Source organism: Aeribacillus sp. FSL K6-2833 (genome assembly GCF_037965815.1).
In the GTDB taxonomy this organism is placed as follows: domain Bacteria; phylum Bacillota; class Bacilli; order Bacillales; family Aeribacillaceae; genus Aeribacillus; species Aeribacillus composti.
Map to the genome: position 1 here is coordinate 1,300,829 of NZ_CP150189.1, position 21,791 is coordinate 1,322,619.

Genomic DNA, 21,791 nt, shown 5'->3' on the forward strand with positions numbered 1-21,791 from the left:
TTTTGAAAAATTCGTAAATTATAAGTGAAAATTGGATGAGAAGGATGAGGGTGATGAGGGCAGCCTTTTTTTTCGTCATGTGCTTTCCGATTCTCCTTTTGTCGTCTTGTGAATTTCATCAGCTTACGAATGAAAAGAAACAAGTGACAAAAGAGAAAAAAATGGAAAATGAGTTTGAAAACTTTAAAGCAGAACAGAATCTTTTAGAGAACATTCAACCGATTGAAGCAGAGGAAAATACCTTTCAAAATATTACTGGATGGTTTCATGAAACGGCTGTGCTTTACATTAAAAATCTTGAAGACCGTTCGGAAGTTATTTGTCACGATCTTCAAAGCGGAAAAGATGAACTATTTTTTCAGACAAAGCATCCGATTATTCAAACAGTGCCCAATGATCGCCGAACAATTTTTCTCATTCATTCAAGCCCTGAAACCAATCAAGCCATCCTGACATTTGTAAACACCGAAGGAGAGGAATTATTTCATTGGGAAATCAATGCGTTTGAACTTCAATACACATGGAATCCCTATAATGAAAAAGAGCTGATGGTTACAGCATTTGCTGAAGATTGGTCATATAAGACTTATTTGCTTGATTTGAAAGAGAAAAAAGTTGTGGATAGTCCCTATCAAATACCTTTTTTTCAATGGACAGATGAAGATCGCATTACATATGTAAAATGGAATAACGATGAGCCTGAGTTAAGCGCTCCGCTTTATGAAGCGAACTTAATGAAACATCACGAAAAAAAAATCGCTGATCATGTCATCGGAAATGGAAATTTTTCATCGATTGTCATGTATTTGCAGGAAAATCAACAGGAAAAAGGATTCGGTCAATATGTTTTTATAAATTCTTCATCAAAAAAAGTGTTGTCTACATTTCGTGTCCCTTTGGCTTCCGATTACTCTCAATGGATTTTTCCCTACTATGACTTCAATGCTCAAAATCAGCAGTTTTATACATTTGTGCCCGTTGCCAAATCCCAGGACGGTTCCTTTGAACTGCAAAGATTTAACCTTATCACTAAGAAAAAAGAAACCATCTTCAAAAACGTGACAAACGATCCTATCCTCATTTCGCCATCCGGTCATTATGCTTTGTATGGGCCGAGATTGGAAAAAATCATGGATTTAAGTAAGGAAAAGATTCAGGAGATTGTAAAATAAACAGGAGTGAAAGCATCTTTTTTGGCAATATGAAGCGGAGGTTAAAAGACGGGTGTGTGACAACTGAATGTTTATTTATTCATAAAAAAAAGAATGGCCCCGCCATTCTTTCTTTTTTAGTGTGGCACTGGTATACCGTGGTGAACAATCGTTTTATAGGTAAACCATCCAAAAACAGCGACTGTTCCAAGCGCAAACAAAATTCCCAATATGTTTTTTTGTTTTAAAGAACGGAAAATAGCATAGATACCAAGCAAAGTTACTAAAGTAAAGATAATGACAGTACCCATTGTATAGCCCCCAATCTTTTATACGTTGAAGTGCGGCAAATATCTTCCCCTTCATATTTTAATCTCTTTTACTAGATTTGTCGAGGTAGGAACGGTACGTTTGCATAAAATGACTATGTCAATTTTATGAACGGTATGTCCTGCACATTTTAGGTTTGGCCAAAAATTTTCTAACTATTCCTTTTGCGCCAAAAAAGAATGTTTTGTATGATGGAAATGAAAAGAAAATGACCTGAGGTGAGAGCATGAAATGGATGAGAATCCCGCTCGGATTGCTGCAAACAAATGCGTATATTTTAACAAATGACAAAAATGAGTGTATTTTATTTGATCCAGGCGATGAAGGAGAAAAGCTAATTGAAGTATTGCGCAAACATCAGTTGACTCCCCTTGCCATTTTGTTGACACATGCACATTTTGATCACATCGGAGCGATTGATGATGTTCGAAAAGTTTGGAATATTCCAGTATATGTCCACGAAAAAGAACAAAAATGGCTTGGCGATCCTTCTTTAAATGGATCTGGTCATTTTATGAATGGAAAAAATGTAATGGTAGAGGAAGCGGACGAAATCATTCGGGAAGAAGGAAGCTTGACAATTGGTTCTTTCCAGTTCTCTTTATTTGAAACACCGGGGCATTCTCCTGGAAGCATCTCCTACTATTTAGAAGAAGCAAATGCTGTTTTTTCAGGCGACGTATTATTTAAAGGAAGCATTGGCCGTACGGATTTGCTTGGAGGGAATCATGAAGAACTGCTGAAAAGCATTCATGAAAAACTGCTAGTGCTGCCGGAAGAAACCATTGTGTTGCCTGGCCACGGTTCAGAAACAACCATTATAGAAGAAATGGAAACAAATCCTTTTTTAAATGGATTTTCGCTTTCGTAAAAATTGAAGAAGGTCAAAAAACAGGCAATTCCATTGCGGAATTGCCTGTTTTTATTAATGGCCGCCTTGTCCAGGGACCATCATAAACGTCGTCCAATATGTAAACCCGACGAAGAAAATGGTCAAATATGCTCCGAAAATATAAATATACATACGTTCAGTTAATTTTAAATAAGATAGTAAAACAAAAAATCCAGTTTGACCAAAGAAAAGTAAAGACGTCGTCTTCATATCGCCTAAATAAAACATAATAGCAAAAATACCTGTCCAAAAACCGAGTACACGGAACATGCGATCCATTGTGTTTCCCTCCTTTTCCCTCAATCGGTCGCTTTTTATATTATAATGTACAGCTTGATACATTGTAAATATACCGTTTCCAATTGTTATTGTATCCACTTTGTTTTCAAACATGTTGTAAAAAAATGTTCAAAAATTATGAGTTTATAGCAAAAAATTGTTTTCTAAACAGTCTTTGCAAACAATTGTTATTTTTCGGTTATGCTCAATTAAATTTTGCAAAAGGAAAGGGAAAAGAAAAATCCATTATCTACGTTCGCATTTTTCTCTTCAATTCGTTAAGATGAATCCTAAGAAAAGAAAGGGGGGATATGGAATGATTGAAATTGAAAAGCTTAGCGAAAAACTGATTGAACTGGCGTGTTCATTTAGTGCCTCAGACATCCATATTGTTCCGAAAAAGAAAAAAGCAGTTATTCAATTTCGAATTGACGATGACATCAAAGAAATATTTCATCTGCCTAAAGCTATTTGTGAACGCTTAATTTCTCATTTTAAATTTATGGCCCAAATGGATATTGGCGAAAAAAGGCGTCCGCAAAACGGTGCTTACTCCTTCCATACGATTTACGGAGAGGTGCATCTTCGTTTATCGACATTGCCTACAGTATTCGATGAAAGTCTAGTCATCCGAATATTGCTAGAGCAATCGATTCAATCGCCTGAAAAACTTTCATTGTTCCCGTCAGAATCCAAAAAAATGCTTTCATTTTTAAAGCATTCTCACGGTCTCCTGATCCTTACCGGTCCGACCGGTTCGGGAAAAACGACCACTCTTTATTCGCTTCTCCATTATGCAAAAAAACATTTTAAAAGAAACATCATCACACTTGAAGATCCTGTGGAAACGAAAAGCGATGAAATGCTTCAAGTGCAGATCAATGAAAAAGCTGGAATTACGTATGCAAATGGGTTAAAAGCAATATTAAGACACGATCCCGATGTCATTATGGTCGGTGAAATTCGGGATCATGAGACAGCAAGGATTGCGGTCCGGGCTGGGCTTAGCGGACATTTAGTACTGACCACCATGCATACGCGGGATGCAAAGGGAGCTATTTATCGATTATTAGAATTTGGTGTAACCTTTTCCGAAATTGAGCAAACTTTGATCGCTGTTGCTGCGCAGCGTCTCGTTCATTTAATATGCCCGTTTTGCAAAGGGAATTGCCCGCCTTATTGCAAAAAATTAAAGGAAATTAGGAGAATTGGGGTCTATGAACTTCTTTACGGCAAAAATTTAACCGCCGCTATTCGGGAAGCAAAAGGAGAGGAGCAGAGTGAGTTAGATTATATGAAGTTAAAAGATGTAATTAAAAAAGGAATCGCTCTTGGGTATTTATATCCGGACATATATGATCGTTGGGTGTTTGAATATGAATAGGCATCGATGGAACAAAAAGATGCAGGCACAATTTTTGAAGAAAGTGAGTGAGCTGCTTTCAGAAGGGTATGCATTAAATGAAGCTATTCGCTTTATGAGTTTTCATGTAAAAGAAAAATACCGACAAGATATTGAGACTTGTATACAGATGTTGACGAAAGGAAATTCGCTATACACGGCTTTTGAGAAGCTTGGATTTCATCGAGATGTACTAAGCTATCTTTTCTTTGCTGAAAAGCATGGTGATATACATTTTGCTTTAAAAGAAAGCTCAGTAATGCTGGAAAAACAACTCCTCCATTTGGAAAAATTTATTCAAGTTCTCCGCTATCCGCTCTTTTTAATTGCTCTTCTTTTAATTATTTTATTTGTCATCCAAGCAGTTGTTACCCCGCAATTTTCGTATATGTATGAAGCAGTTGATTTGAACGCCTCCTTCTTTCTGACATTTGTCATGTTTACCATTAAAGGCATCAAAACGTTTTTTTTCATTTTGTTTAGTTTCTTATTGCTCCTTTTTTTCTACTATTGGGTCTCTTTCCGAAAAAAGCCTCCGCTTGAAAAACAGAAGCTGCTTATGAAAATTCCGATCGTTTCAAAAGGTTTGCGGTTATTTCACAGCTACTATTTTTCTTTGCAAATGAGCAATTTGTTGAAGGGAGGATTGTCCGTTTTTGAATGCTTTACTCTGTTTCAAGAACAACATTTTCTCCATTTTTATAGGGAAGAGGCCAATCTGTTTATCGAGAAATTAAAGAAAGGAGAATCGCTAGAGATAATATTTGCTGAAAGTCCATTTTTTGAACAGGAACTTTCCTCTGTTGTTCAACATGGACAAGCCGTCGGTCAATTGTCTAAAGAGTTGTATATGTACAGCCGGTTCGTATTGGAGCGGATGGAACAAAAAATAATGAGAATCATTAGTTATATTCAGCCGGTCGTTTTTCTGATGATCGGGGTCTTCGTATTGATCATTTATTTATCGATTTTGCTTCCAATGTACCAAATGATGGGTCAAGTATAGGAGGATGAAAATAGTGAAAAATGAACATGGATTTACATTGGTGGAAATGCTGGTTGTACTGTTAGTGATCTCGATTTTGCTTATTATAACGATTCCGAATGTTATGGCTCATAATAAAAATATTCAAAATAAAGGGTGCGAAGGTTTAATTGATATGGTGCAGGGGCAAGTCGTCGCATATGAAATGGAGTTTCATCAAACACCAACAATTAATGATTTAATCACTAAAGGGTACTTGCCGAATAATTCTGGAAAATGTCCAAATGGTGATGAGATTGAAATTGATGCAAATGGAAACGTCATTAAGAGCAACTAGGCAAAGTGGTTTTACTGTTCTGGAGATGCTTCTTGTTCTTTCGATCTTTTTATTGATCAGCTCTTTTATATGGATTGGAGCAGTAAATATTTACAGAGAAAAAGTCATCGATCAATTTTTCGTTCAACTGGAAAAAGATTTGCTATATGTACAACAGCACGCATTCGTTAATAAAGAAAAAATTTATTTGTTTTGGTATCCTGACAAACATTACTACGAAGCTGAACGATCCGGCTTTAAAGGGGAACTGTTTGAAAGAGCATACGATCAAAACATAAAAGTCGAATCAGGAAACATAAAATTTCCAATCGAGTACTCTCCTTCCGGCTATTTTTATCAAGCTGGAACAATCTTCATTTCGTATGATAAAAAAACGTACAAAATCATTTTTAATTTAGGGAGAGGAAGGTTCCGTGTGGAAAAATTATAGCGGATATACGATCACAGAAATATTAATAGCATTTTCCATATGGTGTTTGCTTTCGCTGACGCTGGTCCCTGTGTCAACAGCCTTATTGAAACAGCAAAAAGAAGCAGCAGCATCTGTGCTGGCTTATCAACTGCTCAAAGAAGAACTTGAACGTTTTGTATTTGAAAAGAAAAAAACAAATGGCCAAGTTGAGCGGCAAGGGATGATGTTCGAACTGGTGTGGGGAAAGGAGGGGCAATTTGCTGAATTATGTGTTCTTTCGGATGAAAATGCAGAACAAAAGGTTTGCGGCTACATTTATGAACAATAAAGGATATACGGCAGCAAACATGCTGATAGCCTTTCTAGCGACAACCATCATCATCTCTTCCTTTGCACCCATGCTCTCATTTTTTCTCAAATTGAATACGAGGCAGCAAGATTTACATCCAAGCGAGTGGAATTTATTTCTAATTGAGCTTCATCGTGAAATCAAAACATCTCAACAAATAATGGTGAAGCAAAATGTTTTACAATATAAAAATCAAAAAGGAGAAGTAGTCACACTCAGTCAATATAATGATTTGCTGCGCTATCAGGTTGACGGAAAAGGACATGTTATTGTGCTGCGCGGTGTTCAAGCCGCTCATTTTATTCCAATAACACATGGTGTGAAAATTGAAATCACAAGCTTAGAAGGTAAGCGGTTTGAAGGAACCATTCGCGATGTGAAAGGAGTGATTCCTGATTGAAAAATGAAGATGGTCATATTTTTCCGATGACGATCGGCATATTTCTGCTTTGCATAATGATTCTTACCGCATATGCTTCCTCATATATACAAGAGCAAAGATTTCGGCATGATGCGAAAGAGTTTTATTTGCAGGAAACGTTAATGCTTGCCGGTGTTCAATATTCGCTGAAAAAAGCTGACTATTCTGATACCCAGGAAATACTTGAACTCCCAAATGGAACCATTTCGTATAAACGAACGAAAAAAGAAAAAGGAATCGTCAATATTTCCATTACATGCAAGACGTTAAAAGGAACGGAGTATACGGCAAACTTTCATTATGATTTGAACAATCAACAGATTATGAGCTGGAATGAATATTCATAGCTTTCATCGTTCAGCGCCTTATCAAAGCTTCAACCAATCGTTTATTTGCCAGAATGTCTGTTTAAATGAACAGAGTTTAGGAAATAATATAAAAAAATTTTATTTCGAGGTGCCCACTTATGTCTGGTAATGATTATGTGAAATATGTAACCGAACAGTTTGTAAAGTTTATCGACACCCCAAAAGAAGCAAGGAAACAAAGGCGTGAGGAACGGAAAAAAGATCGTCTTCCATTATCAATGAGATGGTTTGGATTTTTGCCGATGGCGTTTTTAATTTTGATCAAGAAAAAGAAATAAAGGAAAAGGAGCCGTTTACCAGCTCCTTTTTTATTGAAAAGTGATGAGATCATTCAATTTCGAGCGTATTTTCTGCGTCTTGATTTTATTTTAATGAATTATAGAATCCGATGATAAATAAAAAATTCCTCCATTGTGGACTTCTATTTCAATGCGCGGTTCATACAGCTCTTGAATCGCCTTCTTTTCTGTCCAATAAACAGAAGGTTTTTCATCTAGATCTTCATAAAAATGCTCCAACAATGCTAAATCGGCATTCATTCGTTCTCTCGCTTCTTCCGCCCACCGATGGTCATCTTCTTCAATTTTTTTTATCACGTAATGCTTCAATCGAGTTAATCCGCTTTTTGGTGTAATTAATGGCGTAATGGTAAAACAAAAATCAGGAATTTTCGGTGTCAAATGAATTTTTTCTAGCTGCTCCTGAAAATTTTCAACAATCCTTCCGTTGATTAAATGCAGTCCTAATGAATAAGTTTGATCCTTCTTTTTGTCACAAATATACGAAATCGTTACATTCATCCCAATCCAAGGGTGCAGCGGCACGTTTGCTTTGGAAGCTGCTGTCTGTTCATATAACCGAATATAAGAAGACATTTTCTTCGTTGCCGCAAAAATTTGGTGCAGTCTCGGCGATCCGAAATGAATCCATTCACCTTTTACATCTTCCGGAGCCTCCTTTGAATCCGTGATGAAAGTAAGTTTCATCGGATTTGGAGTTCCGCCGGTTTTTTCTAAATAATGCCAGTAAAAAGGCCGGTTCATTAATTCTTTATCCATTTCAACAGTTAATTGAACGGTAAAATATCCGTTTTTTTCTTCAATAATTGGACAATTGGTCGCCTGAAAAAAGCGTTTTAAAAATGTGGAAATTTGAGCCTGCTGCATCATTCCGCCTCCTATTTAAAAATTTTGCAAGCAGCTATGAAAATAAAGAAATCAGTTATTCTCGGCCTGTTGTAATTGTTCACCAAAGTTAAGAATAGCCGCTAAATTTTCCATTTTAATTTTCATTTCTCCTTCCGAACTCGACTGAATCATAATATCTTCTATATGTTCATGAATATTGCGGAGGTCAAGTTTTGCTAAAATACTGTCCAATTCCCCAATAACACGTTCAAACAGATTTATTTTTTCATATAATAGCTTTAAGATATGCTCCTCTACTGTATTTTTTGTCGCCATGTTATAAATGAACACATCCCGTTCTTGTCCGAGACGGTGGATGCGCCCGATTCGCTGCTCCAAACGCATCGGGTTCCAAGGCAGATCATAATTAATAATATGATTGCAAAACTGCAAATTTATCCCTTCCCCTCCTGCCTCTGTCGCGATCAGTACTTGCGCTCTATTTTTAAATAAATCCTTCATCCAATCCTTTTTGCCGCGTTTAAATCCGCCGCGGAACGGAACAGATGTTATGCCGTGCTGTTTTAAAAACCATTGTAAATATAATTGTGTTGCCCGGTATTCGGTAAAAATAATCACTTTATCGTTAATGTTTTGAATGAGTTCGACCGTTTTTTCTGCTTTCGAATTTTTTGTTACTTGATCGATATAGCCCATTAGATTGCGAATGATCTTTTCAGGCAATTGTGGAGCTTCATCCTTTTTATCAAGCATTTTTTTTAATGTTATGTACACTGCTTCTCTGCTCGAACATGCTTCACGCTGAAGCGTTAAAATGGAGAAACTGCTTGTCGGAATAGAGAATGACGACCGAATTTGGCTGATGGCATCATATAAAGCCTGTTCAGCTTTCGAAAATTGAATCCAAATCGTTTCCACATGTCTTTTTGACCATTCAATTCCTGTATCAATGCGGCGGTTTCGTATCATAACTTTATTGACAAGTTCTCGTAAATGCTCATCGTCACGAATATTCCGTCCTTTTTTCTTAAACATATCGTGAAAGAGCTGTTCATTGCCGAGATGTCCAGGTTTTAAAAGAGAAACAAGGTTGAAAATTTCTTCAATGCGATTTTGAATAGGCGTTGCCGTCAATAATAAACAAAATTTTTTCTTTAAATTTTGAACAAACTCATAGTTTTTTGTTTTGTTATTTTTTAATTTATGCGCTTCATCAATGATGACCATGTCATAATCCAATCCGTGAATAATTTCTTTATGGGGGCTTCTTTTTGCTGTATCAAGGGAAGATACGACAACATCGCATTGCTCCCAAACATAGCTTTTCTTTTGCTCAACGGCAGGAATGTAAAATTTTTCATTTAATTCCCTCACCCATTGGGAGACGAGTGAAGCTGGAACTAAGATGAGCACTTTTTTGACAAGTCCGCGAATCATATATTCTTTTAATATTAATCCGGCTTCAATTGTTTTGCCGAGACCGACTTCATCAGCTAATATTGCTTTTCCGTTTAATTTTTCTACTACTGTTTGTGCGACCTCCAATTGGTGGGGAAGAGGGGTTACATGATCAAGATGCAAAGGAGCTACTAAACCTTCAAATGATGGAATGGTCAAATAATTCGTAACTTCATAAGCTAATTTGTATAATTCCCAGTTTGCCCACGGACCGTCTTCCTTTAATCTTTGCAAAAATTCTTCTTCCCATGTTGTTTTATAGCGGATGTTTATATTCATTGCCCACACCCTATCCTTTATTTTTATATTCAAAGTGAAATGTTCATTTTTTTTATCGCTAATTCAAAAACCGTCCCGTTTTTTGATTATAAATTTTTATAAACACGAACAATTAACAATGATTTTTTAAAATTATTTGGGAAAGGTATTGCTGAAACCGTTTAAAGATGATACCATTAAAATACGTTTGAAGTCTTTTTCTTTTGTTTTCTACTCATCTTTTTCCTTTTTGTCGAATATGTCATTTGTTATTTTTTCACAATTTACAAGAAAATATGTGCGGATGAGAGCAAGGGGAGAGACCTCCTTTGTGAGGCGCCGAAGGAGCAAGCATATGTGAATCTCTCAGGCAAAAAGACTCTTGTTTGACGCAGCTCTGGAGAGTGTTTGCATATTGTGCAAACCACCAAAGGGGAAAGCCTTTATAAGGTAAACTTTCAGGTGAAAGGACAGAGACGGTGTAGCAAAATCTTGTCGATTGGAATAGACAAGACGATACTAGGCCGTTTTCTGTCCTTTTTTCTGCTTTTTAAGCTGAAAAATTTTGAGAGAAATTAGATGCAAAAAATAGATCAGGAGGGGAAATGATGAATGAATTAAAACGCACTCCTCTTTTTGAAGTGTATAAACAATATCGAGCAAAGACGATCAATTTTGGAGGATGGGAATTACCTGTGCAATTTACTTCCATTAAAGAGGAGCATTACGCTGTCCGCACCAATGCAGGTCTATTTGATGTTTCTCATATGGGAGAAATCATTGTAAAAGGGAAAGACAGTCTTCAGTTTTTGCAAAAGGTATTAACTAATGATGTTTCAAAGCTTCGGGATGGAAAGGCTCAATACACAATTATGTGTTATGAAGATGGAGGCTGTGTAGACGATTTAATCGTTTATCGGCTAAACGAGGAAAAATATCTTTTAGTAGTCAATGCAGCGAATATTCAAAAAGATTTTCAATGGCTCATGTCTCAAAAACACGGAGATGTTGAATTGCAAAATATTTCTGAAAGCTGTGCTCTCCTTGCATTGCAAGGCCAGAAAGCGGAAAAGGTGCTGCAAACTTTAACAGACGTACACTTATCTGAGTTGAAATTTTTTGAATTTATTGAAAGTGCTGAGATCGCAGGTAAAAAAGCGCTCATTGCCCGAACTGGTTATACCGGGGAAGACGGCTTTGAAATCTATTGCCAAAGTGAGGACGCCGTTTATTTATGGGAGAAGATTTTGCAAGCAGGAGATAAAGAAAAAGTTGTTCCATGCGGATTGGGCGCTCGTGATACGTTGCGGCTGGAAGCAGCTTTGCCGTTGTACGGTCAAGATCTTTCGGAAGACATTACTCCGATAGAAGCAGGAGTCGGATTTGCAGTGAAGCTTACGAAAAAAGAGAATTTTATCGGAAAAGATGTATTGCAAATACAAAAAGAACAAGGGGTATCGAGGCTGGCGGTCGGCTTGGAAATGATCGAAAAAGGCATTCCCCGTTCAGGCTATAAATTGTTTTCTGGAAATCAACAAATTGGAGTTGTTACATCAGGGACGCACTCTCCTACTTTGAATAAAAGCATTGGAATCGCTCTCGTCAAGAAAGAATTTTCGGAGATCGGGAATGAAATTGAGGTGGAAGTTCGGACAAAACGATTAAAAGCAAGAGTAGTACCAACTCCATTTTATAAACGACCAACAAAAAATGGAAAATAAAGAAAGGAGAAGCTTTCGATGAAGCATCGCTATTTACCGATGACAGAAACTGATCGAAAAGAGATGTTGGAGGCGATCGGAGTCGAATCGATCGATGACCTGTTTGCCGACATTCCAGAAAGTGTACGGTTTAAAGGAAAATACAACATAAAGGCTGCGAAACCGGAAACCGAGCTGTTTCGCGAGCTATCTCAACTTGCTGCCAAAAATAAAGATGTAAAAACAAACGTTTCCTTTTTAGGAGCTGGAGTGTATGACCATTATATTCCGGCAATTGTCGATCATGTCATTTCCCGATCAGAGTTTTATACGGCTTATACGCCATACCAGCCAGAAATTTCTCAAGGCGAGCTCCAAGCAATATTCGAATTTCAAACAATGATTTGTGAATTGACAGGAATGGATGTCGCCAACTCGTCGATGTACGACGGAGGGACAGCTTTAGCAGAAGCTGCATTATTAGCTGCAGGTCAAACAAAAAAGAAAAAGGTGCTCGTTTCGCAAACGGTGCATCCTGAAACGAGAGATGTGCTAAAAACTTATGCAAAAGGACAAAACGTTGAGGTAGTGGAAATCCCTTACCGAAACGGAGTGACCGATGTAGAGGCATTAAAAGAAATGATGAACGCCGAAGTAGCATCAGTCATTGTACAGCATCCAAATTTTTTCGGCCAACTTGAACCGCTTCACCAAATCGAAGACATCTCCCATTCCGAGAAAAGCTTATTGATTGTTTCAAGCAATCCTCTTGCTTTAGGTGTGCTTTCACCGCCTGGTTCATTTGGTGCGGATATCGTAGTAGGCGATGTTCAACCGTTTGGAATTCCAATGTCTTTTGGCGGTCCAACTTGTGGATATTTCGCCGTAAAAAAAGAGCTGATGAGAAAAATTCCTGGGCGACTCGTCGGTCAAACAGTAGATGAAGAGGGGAAAAGAGGCTTTGTTCTCACTCTGCAGGCAAGGGAGCAGCATATCAGAAGGGATAAAGCTACATCAAACATTTGCTCCAACCAAGCGTTAAATGCTCTTGCCTCTTCTGTTGCCATGACTGCTCTTGGAAAAACAGGTGTAAAAGAAATGGCTTATCAAAATATCCAAAAAGCAAACTATGCGAAAAAGATGTTTGAGAAGAAAGGTTTTTCCATTCCGTTTCAAGGTCCAATGTTTAATGAGTTTGTCGTGAAGCTGTCCAAACCAGTTTCTTTGGCCAATAAAAAGCTGCTCGAAAAGGGAATCATCGGCGGCTACGACCTTGGCAGAACGTATCCGGAACTTGAAAAACATATGCTTGTAGCGGTAACAGAGCTTCGTTCGAAAGAAGAAATCGATTTATTTGTGAACGAGTTGGAGGGATGGCAATGAAGGATCAACCGTTAATTTTTGAAATATCAAAACCGGGACGGATCGGATACAGCTTGCCTGATTTAGACGTACCGGAGGAAAATATTGATCAGCTGATTCCTAGTGACTATTTGCGGACAGAAGATGCCGAGCTGCCGGAAGTATCAGAACTTGACATTATGCGCCATTATACTGCTTTGTCGAAGCGGAACCACGGTGTGGATTCCGGTTTTTATCCGCTTGGTTCCTGTACAATGAAATATAATCCGAAAATAAATGAAAATGTGGCAAGATTAACTGGCTTTTCTTATATTCATCCATTACAGGATGAAGCGACGGTTCAAGGAGCAATGGAATTAATGTATGATTTATCAGAACATTTAAAAGAAATTACAGGTATGGATGCTGTTACATTGCAGCCGTCTGCAGGGGCGCACGGAGAGTGGACGGGGCTCATGATGATTCGCGCCTACCATGAGGCAAATGGAGAAAAACATCGAACACAAGTGATTGTACCTGATTCAGCCCATGGAACAAATCCTGCTTCAGCGACCGTTGCCGGTTTTGAAACTGTCACGGTGCGATCTGATCAAAACGGACTTGTCGACTTAGACGACTTAAAGAGAGTGGTAGGAGAAAATACAGCTGCTCTTATGTTAACAAACCCAAATACGCTCGGTTTGTTTGAAGAGCATATTGTAGAGATGGCGGAGATTGTTCATTCAGTTGGAGGAAAATTGTATTATGACGGAGCGAATTTAAATGCAATTTTAGGCAAAGCGAGACCAGGGGATATGGGCTTTGATGTCGTTCATTTAAATCTTCATAAAACGTTTACAGGCCCCCACGGGGGAGGGGGTCCCGGTTCAGGACCTGTCGGTGTGAAAAAAGAGTTAATTCCTTTTTTGCCGAAGCCTGTGCTTGTCAAGGATGAAAATGGACTTCGTTTCGACGAAGACAGGCCGCAATCGATCGGACGAGTAAAATCGTTTTATGGAAATTTTGGAATCAATGTGCGGGCATACACATACATCCGCTCCATGGGTCCGGACGGTTTAAAGGCGGTCTCTGAAAATGCGGTATTAAATGCGAATTATATGCTGAAAAAATTAGCGCCTTATTACGAAATGCCGTATGACCGCATTTGTAAACACGAATTTGTCTTATCTGCGAAACGGCAAAAGAAGCTCGGTGTCCGTGCGCTTGATATTGCAAAAAGGCTTCTCGATTTCGGGTATCATCCGCCGACAATTTATTTTCCGCTCAATGTTGAAGAATGCATGATGATTGAACCGACTGAAACGGAATCAAAGGAAACATTGGATGCCTTTATCGAAGCGATGATTCAAATTGCTAAAGAAGCGGAGGAAGAACCGGAAATCGTTCAAGAAGCTCCTCATACAACAGTCGTCAAAAGGCTCGATGAAACACTCGCAGCAAGAAATCCGATATTAAAATATGAAAAAAAGTAAGGATTCGCGTTTTGCGAATCCTTATCTTTTATACTTCATTTTATTTCCCTTTTTTAATTTTTCCAGTCCACTTTTTAAAGCCGCCCTTTAAATAATAGAGCTCCTGATAGCCTTTTTTCTTCAGCATTTGTGCGGCTCGCCCGCTTCTTGCACTTGACTGGCAATATAAATAAACCGGTTTGTCTGGGCGGATTTCTTTATAGCGCTGTCTCAATTGGGAAAGGGGAATATTTCTTGCTCCTAAAATGTGGCCACCTTCAAATTCATTCGGCTCCCGCACATCGATGAGCTGCGCTTTCCGATAGCCGGCTTTAAATTCTTCCTCCGTTAATCCTTTCATAATCTTTTTTTGATATAAAAATGTGGCCAAAAAATAAATGATAATAGCTGCAAGAATGAGCAATGACCATTCCACGCTTGTTCGACTCCTTTTTATTTGTTTGAATTTATTTGTTTGAAGTTCATGTGAACATACATACGAATGTTGGACAACATTTATTATATAAAACAAGAATGGAAATGTCATTTCTTTTCGGGCGTTTTATTTAACAATATCCTCTTCATTTGATAGACTAAAAAAGCAAATATAAAATAAAGAGGGTTGCGATATGGGAAAAGAAATATGGAATTATATTGATTCTGGCTTTTCATCCCCTTTTTACAATATGGCTCTTGATGAAGCTTTATTGGACTGGCACAGTGAAGGAAAAATCGCTCCGACGATTCGTTTTTACGGATGGAATCCGCCGACATTATCCATCGGCTATTTTCAAAAGGTTGAAAAAGAAATTGATATGGATGCTGTAAGACGGCACGGCCTTGGCTTTGTACGAAGACCAACAGGCGGAAGGGGCGTGCTGCATGACAAGGAGCTTACATATAGTGTCATCGTATCCGAAGATCATCCGCGAATGCCCAAAACCGTGACAGAGGCTTATCGTGTAATTTCGGAAGGAATTTTACATGGATTTCGCTTGTTAGGCTTAGACGCTCATTTTGCAATTCCAAGAACGGATGAAGAAAAACAGCATTTAAAAAATCCGCGGTCATCTGTATGCTTTGATGCACCGTCTTGGTATGAGCTGGTAGTTGAAGGAAGAAAAGTTGCCGGGAGTGCCCAAACTCGCCAGAAAGGCGTTATCCTGCAGCACGGCTCGATATTGCTAGATTTAGATGAAAAGCTGCTGTTCGACTTGTTTAAATATCCTAATGAGCGAGTCAGGGAAAGATTAGAGAAAAACTTTAAAAATAAAGCGGTGGCGATCAACGACCTTAGAGAAACTCCAGTCACAATGGAAGAGGCATGGAGCGCCTTTAAAAAAGGGTTTGAATACGGGCTTGATATTGAGTTGAGACCGTACCAATTGTCTAGCGAACAAGAAGAGTATGTGAAAAAACTGGCTAAAGAGAAATATGAAACAGAAGAATGGAATTTTAGAAGATGAAGCGGCGAACATGCCGTTTTTTGTATGATCAAAATGAAATGGATCGTTGCTTGTAAATCAAGGTGCCGATGTGTTTTCAAAAACTGCAACTGACAAATTTCTTCAAATACCGCCGGAATGATTCTAAGATCATTAAATTTCTTTTCCTTGCTTCTTTTTTTGGTTAGTTTTACATTTGACATTTTCATAATGTAGCGTATATCATACAATATATAGAGCAAACAAATGTTCTTTAGCACAATATATTGTTATTTTTTCGTTGATAATATCATCTAAATGTGGTAACGTATATCAAGTACGATATTTTTAAGGGAGTTGTGAATATGACAGTGGCGCTGAATGAGAAAATGAAAATTGATGTGGAGAAGCTGAATAAAGATATCAGCCTTTTCCCGCAGGTGCATCCGATTACGGAAGATATGAAAATCACGCACAAAGGTGTTTCGCGCCTTGTAATGCTGGACAGGTATTCATTTAAAGACACTGAAAAAATTACGCTATCTGAAGGCGATTTTGTAGTGCTGACGATCAAGGAAGATCCAAAATTTCCTGCAAGAGGGCTAGGCTACATTAAAGAAATTGATTGGGAAAATAAAAAGGCAAAGGTTCAGGTCGAAGAAGAGTTTCGTCATACTCTTGAAAAGCCTGAAGAACGGGAGACGGGAATCATCGTTCGCTCTTTAGATGTCATCGAAAAACCGCTTGAAATTTTTTATGAACAAATTGCCAAAAGAAATGCAACAGGTCTTGCTGCTGTTGAAAAAACAGAAGAAAAAAGAAAAGAATGGTTTGAAAAATTTTATCAAGAGCTCGTCAATCTGCATTTTATTCCGGCTGGCCGGGTTCTTTACGGCGCAGGAGCAGGAACCGAAGTGACGTATTTTAACTGCTATGTCATGCCCTTTGTAAAAGATTCCCGTGAAGGGATCTCTGAACACCGCAAACAAGTAATGGAAATTATGAGCCGCGGAGGCGGTGTCGGCACGAACGGTTCAACATTGAGACCAAGAAACACATTAGCCCGAGGTGTAAACGGCAAATCATCAGGATCTGTGTCGTGGCTGGATGACATTGCAAAATTAACCCATCTTGTTGAACAAGGTGGCTCACGGCGAGGAGCCCAAATGATTATGCTAGCCGACTGGCATCCTGACATCATTGAATTTATCGTTTCCAAAATGCAAAACCCGCGCATTTTGCGCTACTTAATTGAAAATACAAATGATGAAGGAATTAAGAAGGCGGCTGAAGACAAGCTCAAATTTGTTCCTCTTACACAGCAAGAGCGCGACATGTATCAAGGAATTGTCAACTTTAAAAATGTTCCGGGCAAAGGAGGCTTTTCAGACGCTGTTATTAGAGAGGCGGAATTAAAGCTTCGAGTCGGAGGAACATATACTGTTCATAATCCGGAATTTTTAACAGGCGCTAACATTTCTGTCTGCTTGACGAAAGAGTTTATGGAAGCAGTGGAAGAAGATCGGGAGTATGAGCTTCGCTTCCCAGATGTGGAAAGCTACAATGATGAAGAAATGAAGATTTACAATGAAGAATGGCATAAAGTTGGCGATGTGCGCGAGTGGGAGAAAATGGGGCATCGCGTGCGCGTGTACCGCAAAATTCGCGCAAGAGAGCTTTGGAAGCTGATTAACATTTGTGCAACCTATTCAGCGGAGCCAGGTATTTTCTTCATTGACAATGCCAATGATATGACGAACGCAAGAGCATACGGTCAAAAGGTTGTTGCAACAAATCCGTGCGGTGAACAGCCTCTTGCACCATATTCCGTCTGCAACTTAGCAGCAGTAAACTTGGCGAAGATGGTCGACAAGGAAAAGAAAGCTGTTGACTATGAAAAGCTCAAACGAACTGTGGAAATCGGCGTCAGAATGCAAGATAATGTCATTGATGCTACGCCTTATTTTCTCGAAGAAAACAAAAAGCAAGCGCTGGGTGAACGGCGCATCGGCTTAGGCGTTATGGGTTTGGCGGACTTGCTTATCTACTGCGAAAAAGAATATGGAGCAGAGGACGGCAACAAGCTTGTTGATGAAGTGTTTAAGGTAATTGCAACGACCGCATACCGGGCATCAATAGAACTGGCAAAAGAAAAAGGCAGCTTCCCGTTCCTAGTCGGCGAAACGGAGGAAGAGACGCAAAAATTAAGACAAGCCTTCATTAATACAGGATATATGAAAAAAATGCCGGAAGATATTCGCGAAAACATTTTAAAATATGGTATTCGCAACTCGCATTTGCTGACGGTAGCACCGACAGGATCAACTGGCACTATGGTTGGCGTTTCTACAGGTCTTGAGCCATATTTCTCCTTCTCGTACTACCGAAGCGGGCGTCTTGGCAAATTTATTGAAGTAAAAGCGGATATCGTTCAAGAATATTTAAACGAACATCCGGAAGCTGATCCGAATCATTTACCGCATTGGTTTGTGTCAGCGATGGACTTGTCGCCTGAAGCTCATGCCGATGTGCAATGTATCATTCAACGATGGGTCGATTCAAGCCTTTCAAAAACAGTAAATGCGCCGAAAGGCTATACAGTTGATCAAGTGCAAAAAGTATATGAGCGCCTATGGAAGGGCGGAGCAAAAGGCGGAACTGTTTATGTAGACGGAAGCCGTGATACCCAAGTCCTGACATTAAAAGCGGAAGAAAATGTATTGAATGACGACATTCCGGAATCGACGAAAGAAAATGAAGGTAAAGTTGTGTTAATGAACACTGTTCAAGATTTGCGCTCAACTGATGTCACATATGGCAACGAAGTCGGCAATACATGTCCTGTTTGCCGGGAAGGAAAGGTTCAAGAAATCGGCGGCTGCAATACTTGTACAAAATGCGGTGCCCAATTGAAATGTGGATTATAATAAAGCGGCAGACTTGTTCTGCTGCTTTATTCTTTTATTGAAAACAAACTTCTAAACATCGTTTTCCCTTCTTAAAATGTAGTAACGGAATAGTAAGGAGGGAATGCTTTGAAAATTGACGGTGTTTTTTCTGGTGGAGGGATCAAAGGCTTCGCTTTTATTGGAGCATACAAGGCCTTGGAGGAAAAAGGATTTGAATTCGCCAGGGTTGCTGGCACGAGCGCCGGTTCGATCATTGCCGCTCTCATTGCAGCCGGCTACAAAAGTGATGAAATCCTTTCTTTGATGGACAGCTTAGAGCTGCGAAAGTTTTTAGATAAAAGAAAAGGAATTATGTCATTTATGCTCATGAAATGGATCAGTGTTTATTGGCGGATGGGACTATATAAAGGACAATTTTTAGAAGAATGGATGGAAGAAAAATTAAAAGCAAAAGGAGTTTCAACATTTGCAGATTTGCCGAAAGGAAAGCTTCGTGTGATTGCCTCCGACCTTACGAACGGAAAAATTGTTGTATTGCCGGACGATTTAAGCAAATATGGAATCAATCCTAATAGATTTTCTGTTGCAAAGGCAGTCAGAATGAGCTCATGCCTCCCGTATTTTTTTGAACCTGTCAAACTATGGACGAAGGATGGCGTCAGTATTGTTGTCGATGGAGGAGTGCTCAGCAATTTCCCGATTTGGCTTTTTGATGGAAAAATAAAAAAAAGACCGATCCTCGGTTTTCAGCTTAGCGCGCATATAGAGGAAAGGCCAAGAAATGAAATAAAAAACGCTTTATCAATGTTTCACGCGTTATTTGAAACGATGAAGGAAGCGCACGATGCAAGGCATATTGCCACAAGGCATGAACGCAGCATCGTTTTTATTCCGGTTGAAAATATTTTAACGACGGAATTTAAAATTACGAATGAGAAGAAACAGGAATTAATTCAGCTCGGCAAAGAAAAAACGGAAACCTTTTTAAAAAAGTGGTCCTATTAGAAAAGAGCTCTATTTTTCTTTTTTCCTTTTTTACCTTCGATGACTGTCAAATGATTGTTTTCTCTCCGCCTTTTAGCAGAGATAGCCGTTTTGTTTTTTTTGTGGAGTACGTGCTTTTGAGCATAATGTATCTTTTTATCTTTAAATCTTTTTTTCGATCTTTTCGCAGCTTTTAAAAACTGTGAATACTCATTATTTGTACGTTTTTTCATCACTAAGCGATAAATGAGGATGATGATCCCGATGACAACCGCCCAAATAAACAATTTGAAAAAAGTCTTTGGATTGAAAAAGAGCATATAAATAAGCCCTAAACCTCCTAAAGTAGCGATAACGGCGAATACGGGATGGACGGGAAAACGGTTCATCTAAAGGCCACCTCCATCAGTCGTTTTCAAGAAAAAGAAAAGCTCTCGTTTATCAAATCAACCAATACGCTCCATTTTTTCCGTCTCTTCTTCCAATAAAAGCAGCTTTTGAAAGCTTGCAATCGCTACTTCCACTTGATCGTCTGTAGGTTCTTTTGTCGTCAGCAGCTGAAGCCATAGTCCTGGATAACCAAGATATTTTAAAACAGGCTTATGCCGCAGCTTATTTGTAAACTGCAATACTTCAAATGAAATGCCGAGAACAACCGGTATAAGAGCGATTCGGTCAACAACGCGAAGCCAAAGCGGGTCTGTCGGAACGAGCAGATACACAAATACTCCAACAATAACCGTAAACAAAATGAAACTGGAACCGCATCGATAATGAAGTCTTGATTGTTTTTGTACATTTTCAACAGTTAAAGCGAGCCCGTTTTCATAGGCGTTAATCACTTTATGCTCAGCCCCATGGTATTGAAAAACACGCTTTACTAAAGGAGTCATCGAGATGAAATAAATATAAGCAAGCAACAGCAAAAGCTTAAAAAAGCCTTCGAGCAAAATTTGCCCCACATCCGATGAGATGATCGGCCTGAACCATTCTGCGATAAACACTGGAATTAAAGTAAAGATAAATTTGCCAAGCAAAAATGACAGCACTCCGACAGCAGCAGCTCCTAAAATGAGTGAAAGCTTCGACTCTTTTTTTTCTTCTGACAATAATTTTTCATCATCGGCTGGATCAACATCGTATCGATCTGAAGAATAGCTTAAATGCTTGGAGCCGTTTGCGCTTGCTTCAATAATGGCGGCAATTCCGCGAATAAAAGGAATTTTTTTGAAGCGGGATAATATAGGATGTTTTTTTCGCGGCAATTGAAAAAAATCAATTGAATTGTCTTTTCTCCTGATCGCTGTGACGAAATGATGCTTCCCTCCAAACATAACTCCTTCAATTACCGCTTGCCCGCCATACATAGTCTTTTCGTTTTTCATGACGCACCAACCTGCCTATCTATATAATAAAAAAGCTATTGAAAAGTTTTATTTATTACTATTCTACAAAAAATTAGATGAAACCTCTAGGTTGGATGTGTCTTTTTTCCAATAGGGCGGCGTGAAAAACTTTATCATTATTTAGTATGAATGAAATAAATTTTTTTATACAAAAAATAAACTTTTCATGAAAAATTCATCAAGAAAAGAAAAGTGGACATATTAAAAAAGGGAGGTGGACGGATGCTTAACAGCGAAAAAAAGAATTCTACTGGTAAGGAAAAGAAAAAAGAACCATTCCGATCCTTTTTTCTGAAAATTGTTGTCATTGGTTTTACTGGCGGAGTATTATGGAGTTTGATAGGATATTTAGCGTATGTGTTGAACTTTACGAAAATCGGGCCAAATCGAGCTCTCATGTTATTTGCCTTTGATAATTGGAAGAACGGAGTCGCTGGGCATTTTGCGGGAGCTGCCTTCATAGGCATCATTTCTATACTTACTGCATTTTTATATTATGTTCTGTTCAAAAAAGTTCGGTCAATATGGGGAGGCATTGTTTTCGGAGTCGCGCTGTGGGCCGTTGTTTTTTGCTGGCTGGGACCGGCTTTTCTAAAAATCGATCCGCTCGGTCGGCTTGGTACAAATACCATTGTCACCTCCATCTGCTTGTATGTGCTGTTTGGCGTTTTTGTCGGGTATTCCATTTCCTACGAATATGGGGAGCGTCAATCATAAACTAAATGATGAGATTATAGAACTGTGTCAGGGTCACAAGATCCAATC

The 21,791-nt window shown here is 38.7% G+C and carries 24 protein-coding genes and 1 riboswitch; of the genes, 17 read left to right on the plus strand and 7 right to left on the minus strand.

Going from position 1 to position 21,791, the window contains the following annotated elements; genetic code table 11:
* The first annotated feature begins 53 nt into the window (after positions 1 to 53).
* A complete protein-coding gene (locus NSQ94_RS06445; protein ID WP_144596792.1) occupies positions 54 to 1,172 on the plus strand; it encodes a hypothetical protein in 1,119 nt (372 codons plus the stop codon).
* A gap of 116 nt (positions 1,173 to 1,288) precedes the next feature.
* Here the strand turns inward: NSQ94_RS06445 and NSQ94_RS06450 are convergent, their stop codons facing one another.
* Positions 1,289 to 1,462: a DUF2759 domain-containing protein gene (locus tag NSQ94_RS06450; RefSeq protein ID WP_065095533.1), complete on the minus strand. Its 174-nt coding sequence runs from the start codon at positions 1,460 to 1,462 to the stop codon at positions 1,289 to 1,291.
* Between the two features lie 245 nt (positions 1,463 to 1,707).
* Between NSQ94_RS06450 and NSQ94_RS06455 the strand changes: the two genes are divergently transcribed.
* Positions 1,708 to 2,352, plus strand: a complete 645-nt coding sequence (locus NSQ94_RS06455) for an MBL fold metallo-hydrolase (RefSeq protein WP_066247578.1) — start codon at positions 1,708 to 1,710, stop codon at positions 2,350 to 2,352.
* Between the two features lie 54 nt (positions 2,353 to 2,406).
* On the opposite strand, the gene NSQ94_RS06460 is transcribed toward NSQ94_RS06455, so the two are convergent.
* Positions 2,407 to 2,652 (minus strand): DUF2626 domain-containing protein, encoded by a 246-nt coding sequence (locus tag NSQ94_RS06460; RefSeq protein ID WP_063388092.1) that lies wholly within the window; start codon positions 2,650 to 2,652, stop codon positions 2,407 to 2,409.
* A 316-nt stretch (positions 2,653 to 2,968) separates the two neighbouring features.
* Between NSQ94_RS06460 and comGA the strand changes: the two genes are divergently transcribed.
* The 8 genes from comGA (at position 2,969) to NSQ94_RS06500 (ending at position 7,204) form a co-directional block, all read left to right on the plus strand.
* Positions 2,969 to 4,036, plus strand: coding sequence for a competence type IV pilus ATPase ComGA (comGA, locus tag NSQ94_RS06465; protein ID WP_066247583.1), 1,068 nt, complete (start codon positions 2,969 to 2,971; stop codon positions 4,034 to 4,036).
* A complete protein-coding gene (gene comGB, locus NSQ94_RS06470) occupies positions 4,029 to 5,060 on the plus strand; it encodes a competence type IV pilus assembly protein ComGB (protein ID WP_066247584.1) in 1,032 nt (343 codons plus the stop codon). The genes comGA and comGB overlap by 8 nt, the downstream gene beginning before the upstream one ends.
* Positions 5,061 to 5,064: 4 nt before the next feature.
* Positions 5,065 to 5,376, plus strand: coding sequence for a competence type IV pilus major pilin ComGC (gene comGC / locus NSQ94_RS06475; protein WP_063388095.1), 312 nt, complete (start codon positions 5,065 to 5,067; stop codon positions 5,374 to 5,376).
* Positions 5,345 to 5,806 (plus strand): competence type IV pilus minor pilin ComGD, encoded by a 462-nt coding sequence (gene comGD / locus NSQ94_RS06480; protein ID WP_158640149.1) that lies wholly within the window; start codon positions 5,345 to 5,347, stop codon positions 5,804 to 5,806. Before comGC ends, comGD begins: the two co-directional genes overlap by 32 nt.
* Positions 5,790 to 6,116 (plus strand): hypothetical protein, encoded by a 327-nt coding sequence (locus NSQ94_RS06485; protein WP_063388097.1) that lies wholly within the window; start codon positions 5,790 to 5,792, stop codon positions 6,114 to 6,116. Before comGD ends, NSQ94_RS06485 begins: the two co-directional genes overlap by 17 nt.
* Positions 6,106 to 6,537 carry a competence type IV pilus minor pilin ComGF gene (gene comGF / locus NSQ94_RS06490; RefSeq protein ID WP_206752135.1) on the plus strand — a complete coding sequence of 144 codons (432 nt, stop codon included), beginning with the start codon at positions 6,106 to 6,108 and terminating at the stop codon, positions 6,535 to 6,537. Before NSQ94_RS06485 ends, comGF begins: the two co-directional genes overlap by 11 nt.
* Positions 6,534 to 6,905 (plus strand): competence type IV pilus minor pilin ComGG, encoded by a 372-nt coding sequence (gene comGG / locus NSQ94_RS06495; protein ID WP_066247591.1) that lies wholly within the window; start codon positions 6,534 to 6,536, stop codon positions 6,903 to 6,905. Before comGF ends, comGG begins: the two co-directional genes overlap by 4 nt.
* 119 nt (positions 6,906 to 7,024) lie before the next feature.
* Complete coding sequence (locus tag NSQ94_RS06500) at positions 7,025 to 7,204, plus strand: YqzE family protein (RefSeq protein WP_063388100.1); 180 nt, start codon at positions 7,025 to 7,027, stop codon at positions 7,202 to 7,204.
* 90 nt (positions 7,205 to 7,294) lie between these two features.
* Here the strand turns inward: NSQ94_RS06500 and NSQ94_RS06505 are convergent, their stop codons facing one another.
* Together NSQ94_RS06505 and NSQ94_RS06510 are read right to left on the minus strand one after the other, a co-directional pair.
* Complete coding sequence (locus NSQ94_RS06505; protein ID WP_063388101.1) at positions 7,295 to 8,092, minus strand: YqhG family protein; 798 nt, start codon at positions 8,090 to 8,092, stop codon at positions 7,295 to 7,297.
* Between the two features lie 51 nt (positions 8,093 to 8,143).
* Complete coding sequence (locus tag NSQ94_RS06510) at positions 8,144 to 9,811, minus strand: SNF2-related protein (RefSeq protein ID WP_311066316.1); 1,668 nt, start codon at positions 9,809 to 9,811, stop codon at positions 8,144 to 8,146.
* 283 nt (positions 9,812 to 10,094) lie between these two features.
* Positions 10,095 to 10,182: riboswitch (glycine riboswitch) on the plus strand.
* Between the two features lie 213 nt (positions 10,183 to 10,395).
* Between NSQ94_RS06510 and gcvT the strand changes: the two genes are divergently transcribed.
* The 3 genes from gcvT to gcvPB are packed head-to-tail and all read left to right on the plus strand — an operon-like array spanning position 10,396 to position 14,324.
* Positions 10,396 to 11,511: a glycine cleavage system aminomethyltransferase GcvT gene (gcvT, locus tag NSQ94_RS06515; RefSeq protein WP_082829399.1), complete on the plus strand. Its 1,116-nt coding sequence runs from the start codon at positions 10,396 to 10,398 to the stop codon at positions 11,509 to 11,511.
* A gap of 18 nt (positions 11,512 to 11,529) precedes the next feature.
* Positions 11,530 to 12,873, plus strand: coding sequence for an aminomethyl-transferring glycine dehydrogenase subunit GcvPA (gcvPA, locus tag NSQ94_RS06520; protein WP_144596796.1), 1,344 nt, complete (start codon positions 11,530 to 11,532; stop codon positions 12,871 to 12,873).
* Positions 12,864 to 14,324, plus strand: a complete 1,461-nt coding sequence (gene gcvPB / locus NSQ94_RS06525) for an aminomethyl-transferring glycine dehydrogenase subunit GcvPB (protein ID WP_144596798.1) — start codon at positions 12,864 to 12,866, stop codon at positions 14,322 to 14,324. Before gcvPA ends, gcvPB begins: the two co-directional genes overlap by 10 nt.
* A gap of 40 nt (positions 14,325 to 14,364) precedes the next feature.
* Here gcvPB and NSQ94_RS06530 read toward each other — a convergent pair whose 3' ends face one another.
* Positions 14,365 to 14,739, minus strand: coding sequence for a rhodanese-like domain-containing protein (locus tag NSQ94_RS06530; protein WP_063388106.1), 375 nt, complete (start codon positions 14,737 to 14,739; stop codon positions 14,365 to 14,367).
* Positions 14,740 to 14,932: 193 nt separating this feature from the next.
* Here NSQ94_RS06530 and NSQ94_RS06535 point away from each other — a divergent pair, with 193 nt between their 5' ends.
* From NSQ94_RS06535 to NSQ94_RS06545, 3 genes are all read left to right on the plus strand, one after another.
* The gene (locus NSQ94_RS06535) at positions 14,933 to 15,769 is read left to right on the plus strand and encodes a biotin/lipoate A/B protein ligase family protein (protein ID WP_063388107.1); all 837 of its coding nucleotides are present in this window, start codon (positions 14,933 to 14,935) and stop codon (positions 15,767 to 15,769) included.
* A gap of 323 nt (positions 15,770 to 16,092) precedes the next feature.
* On the plus strand, positions 16,093 to 18,654 hold the full coding sequence (locus NSQ94_RS06540) for a vitamin B12-dependent ribonucleotide reductase (protein WP_063388108.1): 2,562 nt from the start codon (positions 16,093 to 16,095) through the stop codon (positions 18,652 to 18,654).
* Between the two features lie 108 nt (positions 18,655 to 18,762).
* Complete coding sequence (locus tag NSQ94_RS06545) at positions 18,763 to 19,641, plus strand: patatin-like phospholipase family protein (RefSeq protein ID WP_066247600.1); 879 nt, start codon at positions 18,763 to 18,765, stop codon at positions 19,639 to 19,641.
* Here NSQ94_RS06545 and NSQ94_RS06550 read toward each other — a convergent pair.
* Together NSQ94_RS06550 and NSQ94_RS06555 are read right to left on the minus strand one after the other, a co-directional pair.
* A complete protein-coding gene (locus tag NSQ94_RS06550) occupies positions 19,638 to 20,009 on the minus strand; it encodes an SA1362 family protein (protein WP_066247602.1) in 372 nt (123 codons plus the stop codon). The two genes, NSQ94_RS06545 and NSQ94_RS06550, sit on opposite strands and share 4 nt — an antisense overlap.
* 57 nt (positions 20,010 to 20,066) lie before the next feature.
* Complete coding sequence (locus NSQ94_RS06555; protein ID WP_066247604.1) at positions 20,067 to 21,005, minus strand: DUF1385 domain-containing protein; 939 nt, start codon at positions 21,003 to 21,005, stop codon at positions 20,067 to 20,069.
* Between the two features lie 243 nt (positions 21,006 to 21,248).
* On the opposite strand from NSQ94_RS06555, the gene NSQ94_RS06560 reads away from it, so the two are divergent.
* Positions 21,249 to 21,743 (plus strand): YqhR family membrane protein, encoded by a 495-nt coding sequence (locus tag NSQ94_RS06560; protein WP_063388112.1) that lies wholly within the window; start codon positions 21,249 to 21,251, stop codon positions 21,741 to 21,743.
* Positions 21,744 to 21,791 lie beyond the last annotated feature (48 nt).

Excerpts from the sequence above, each read along its gene's own strand:
- NSQ94_RS06455 (WP_066247578.1), top strand. The coding sequence starts at position 1,708 with ATGAAATGGATGAGAATCCCGCTCGGATTGCTGCAAACAAATGCGTAT.
- NSQ94_RS06550 (WP_066247602.1), bottom strand. The coding sequence starts at position 20,009 with ATGAACCGTTTTCCCGTCCATCCCGTATTCGCCGTTATCGCTACTTTA.
- NSQ94_RS06535 (WP_063388107.1), top strand. The coding sequence starts at position 14,933 with ATGGGAAAAGAAATATGGAATTATATTGATTCTGGCTTTTCATCCCCT.
- NSQ94_RS06555 (WP_066247604.1), bottom strand. The coding sequence starts at position 21,005 with ATGAAAAACGAAAAGACTATGTATGGCGGGCAAGCGGTAATTGAAGGA.
- gcvPA (WP_144596796.1), top strand. The coding sequence starts at position 11,530 with ATGAAGCATCGCTATTTACCGATGACAGAAACTGATCGAAAAGAGATG.
- comGA (WP_066247583.1), top strand. The coding sequence starts at position 2,969 with ATGATTGAAATTGAAAAGCTTAGCGAAAAACTGATTGAACTGGCGTGT.
- comGF (WP_206752135.1), top strand. The coding sequence starts at position 6,106 with ATGAACAATAAAGGATATACGGCAGCAAACATGCTGATAGCCTTTCTA.
- NSQ94_RS06540 (WP_063388108.1), top strand. The coding sequence starts at position 16,093 with ATGACAGTGGCGCTGAATGAGAAAATGAAAATTGATGTGGAGAAGCTG.
- NSQ94_RS06445 (WP_144596792.1), top strand. The coding sequence starts at position 54 with ATGAGGGCAGCCTTTTTTTTCGTCATGTGCTTTCCGATTCTCCTTTTG.
- comGC (WP_063388095.1), top strand. The coding sequence starts at position 5,065 with ATGAAAATAGTGAAAAATGAACATGGATTTACATTGGTGGAAATGCTG.
- NSQ94_RS06450 (WP_065095533.1), bottom strand. The coding sequence starts at position 1,462 with ATGGGTACTGTCATTATCTTTACTTTAGTAACTTTGCTTGGTATCTAT.
- NSQ94_RS06560 (WP_063388112.1), top strand. The coding sequence starts at position 21,249 with ATGCTTAACAGCGAAAAAAAGAATTCTACTGGTAAGGAAAAGAAAAAA.
- comGD (WP_158640149.1), top strand. The coding sequence starts at position 5,345 with ATGCAAATGGAAACGTCATTAAGAGCAACTAGGCAAAGTGGTTTTACT.
- gcvPB (WP_144596798.1), top strand. The coding sequence starts at position 12,864 with ATGGCAATGAAGGATCAACCGTTAATTTTTGAAATATCAAAACCGGGA.
- NSQ94_RS06460 (WP_063388092.1), bottom strand. The coding sequence starts at position 2,652 with ATGGATCGCATGTTCCGTGTACTCGGTTTTTGGACAGGTATTTTTGCT.
- NSQ94_RS06510 (WP_311066316.1), bottom strand. The coding sequence starts at position 9,811 with ATGAATATAAACATCCGCTATAAAACAACATGGGAAGAAGAATTTTTG.
- gcvT (WP_082829399.1), top strand. The coding sequence starts at position 10,396 with ATGATGAATGAATTAAAACGCACTCCTCTTTTTGAAGTGTATAAACAA.
- comGB (WP_066247584.1), top strand. The coding sequence starts at position 4,029 with ATGAATAGGCATCGATGGAACAAAAAGATGCAGGCACAATTTTTGAAG.
- NSQ94_RS06500 (WP_063388100.1), top strand. The coding sequence starts at position 7,025 with ATGTCTGGTAATGATTATGTGAAATATGTAACCGAACAGTTTGTAAAG.
- NSQ94_RS06505 (WP_063388101.1), bottom strand. The coding sequence starts at position 8,092 with ATGCAGCAGGCTCAAATTTCCACATTTTTAAAACGCTTTTTTCAGGCG.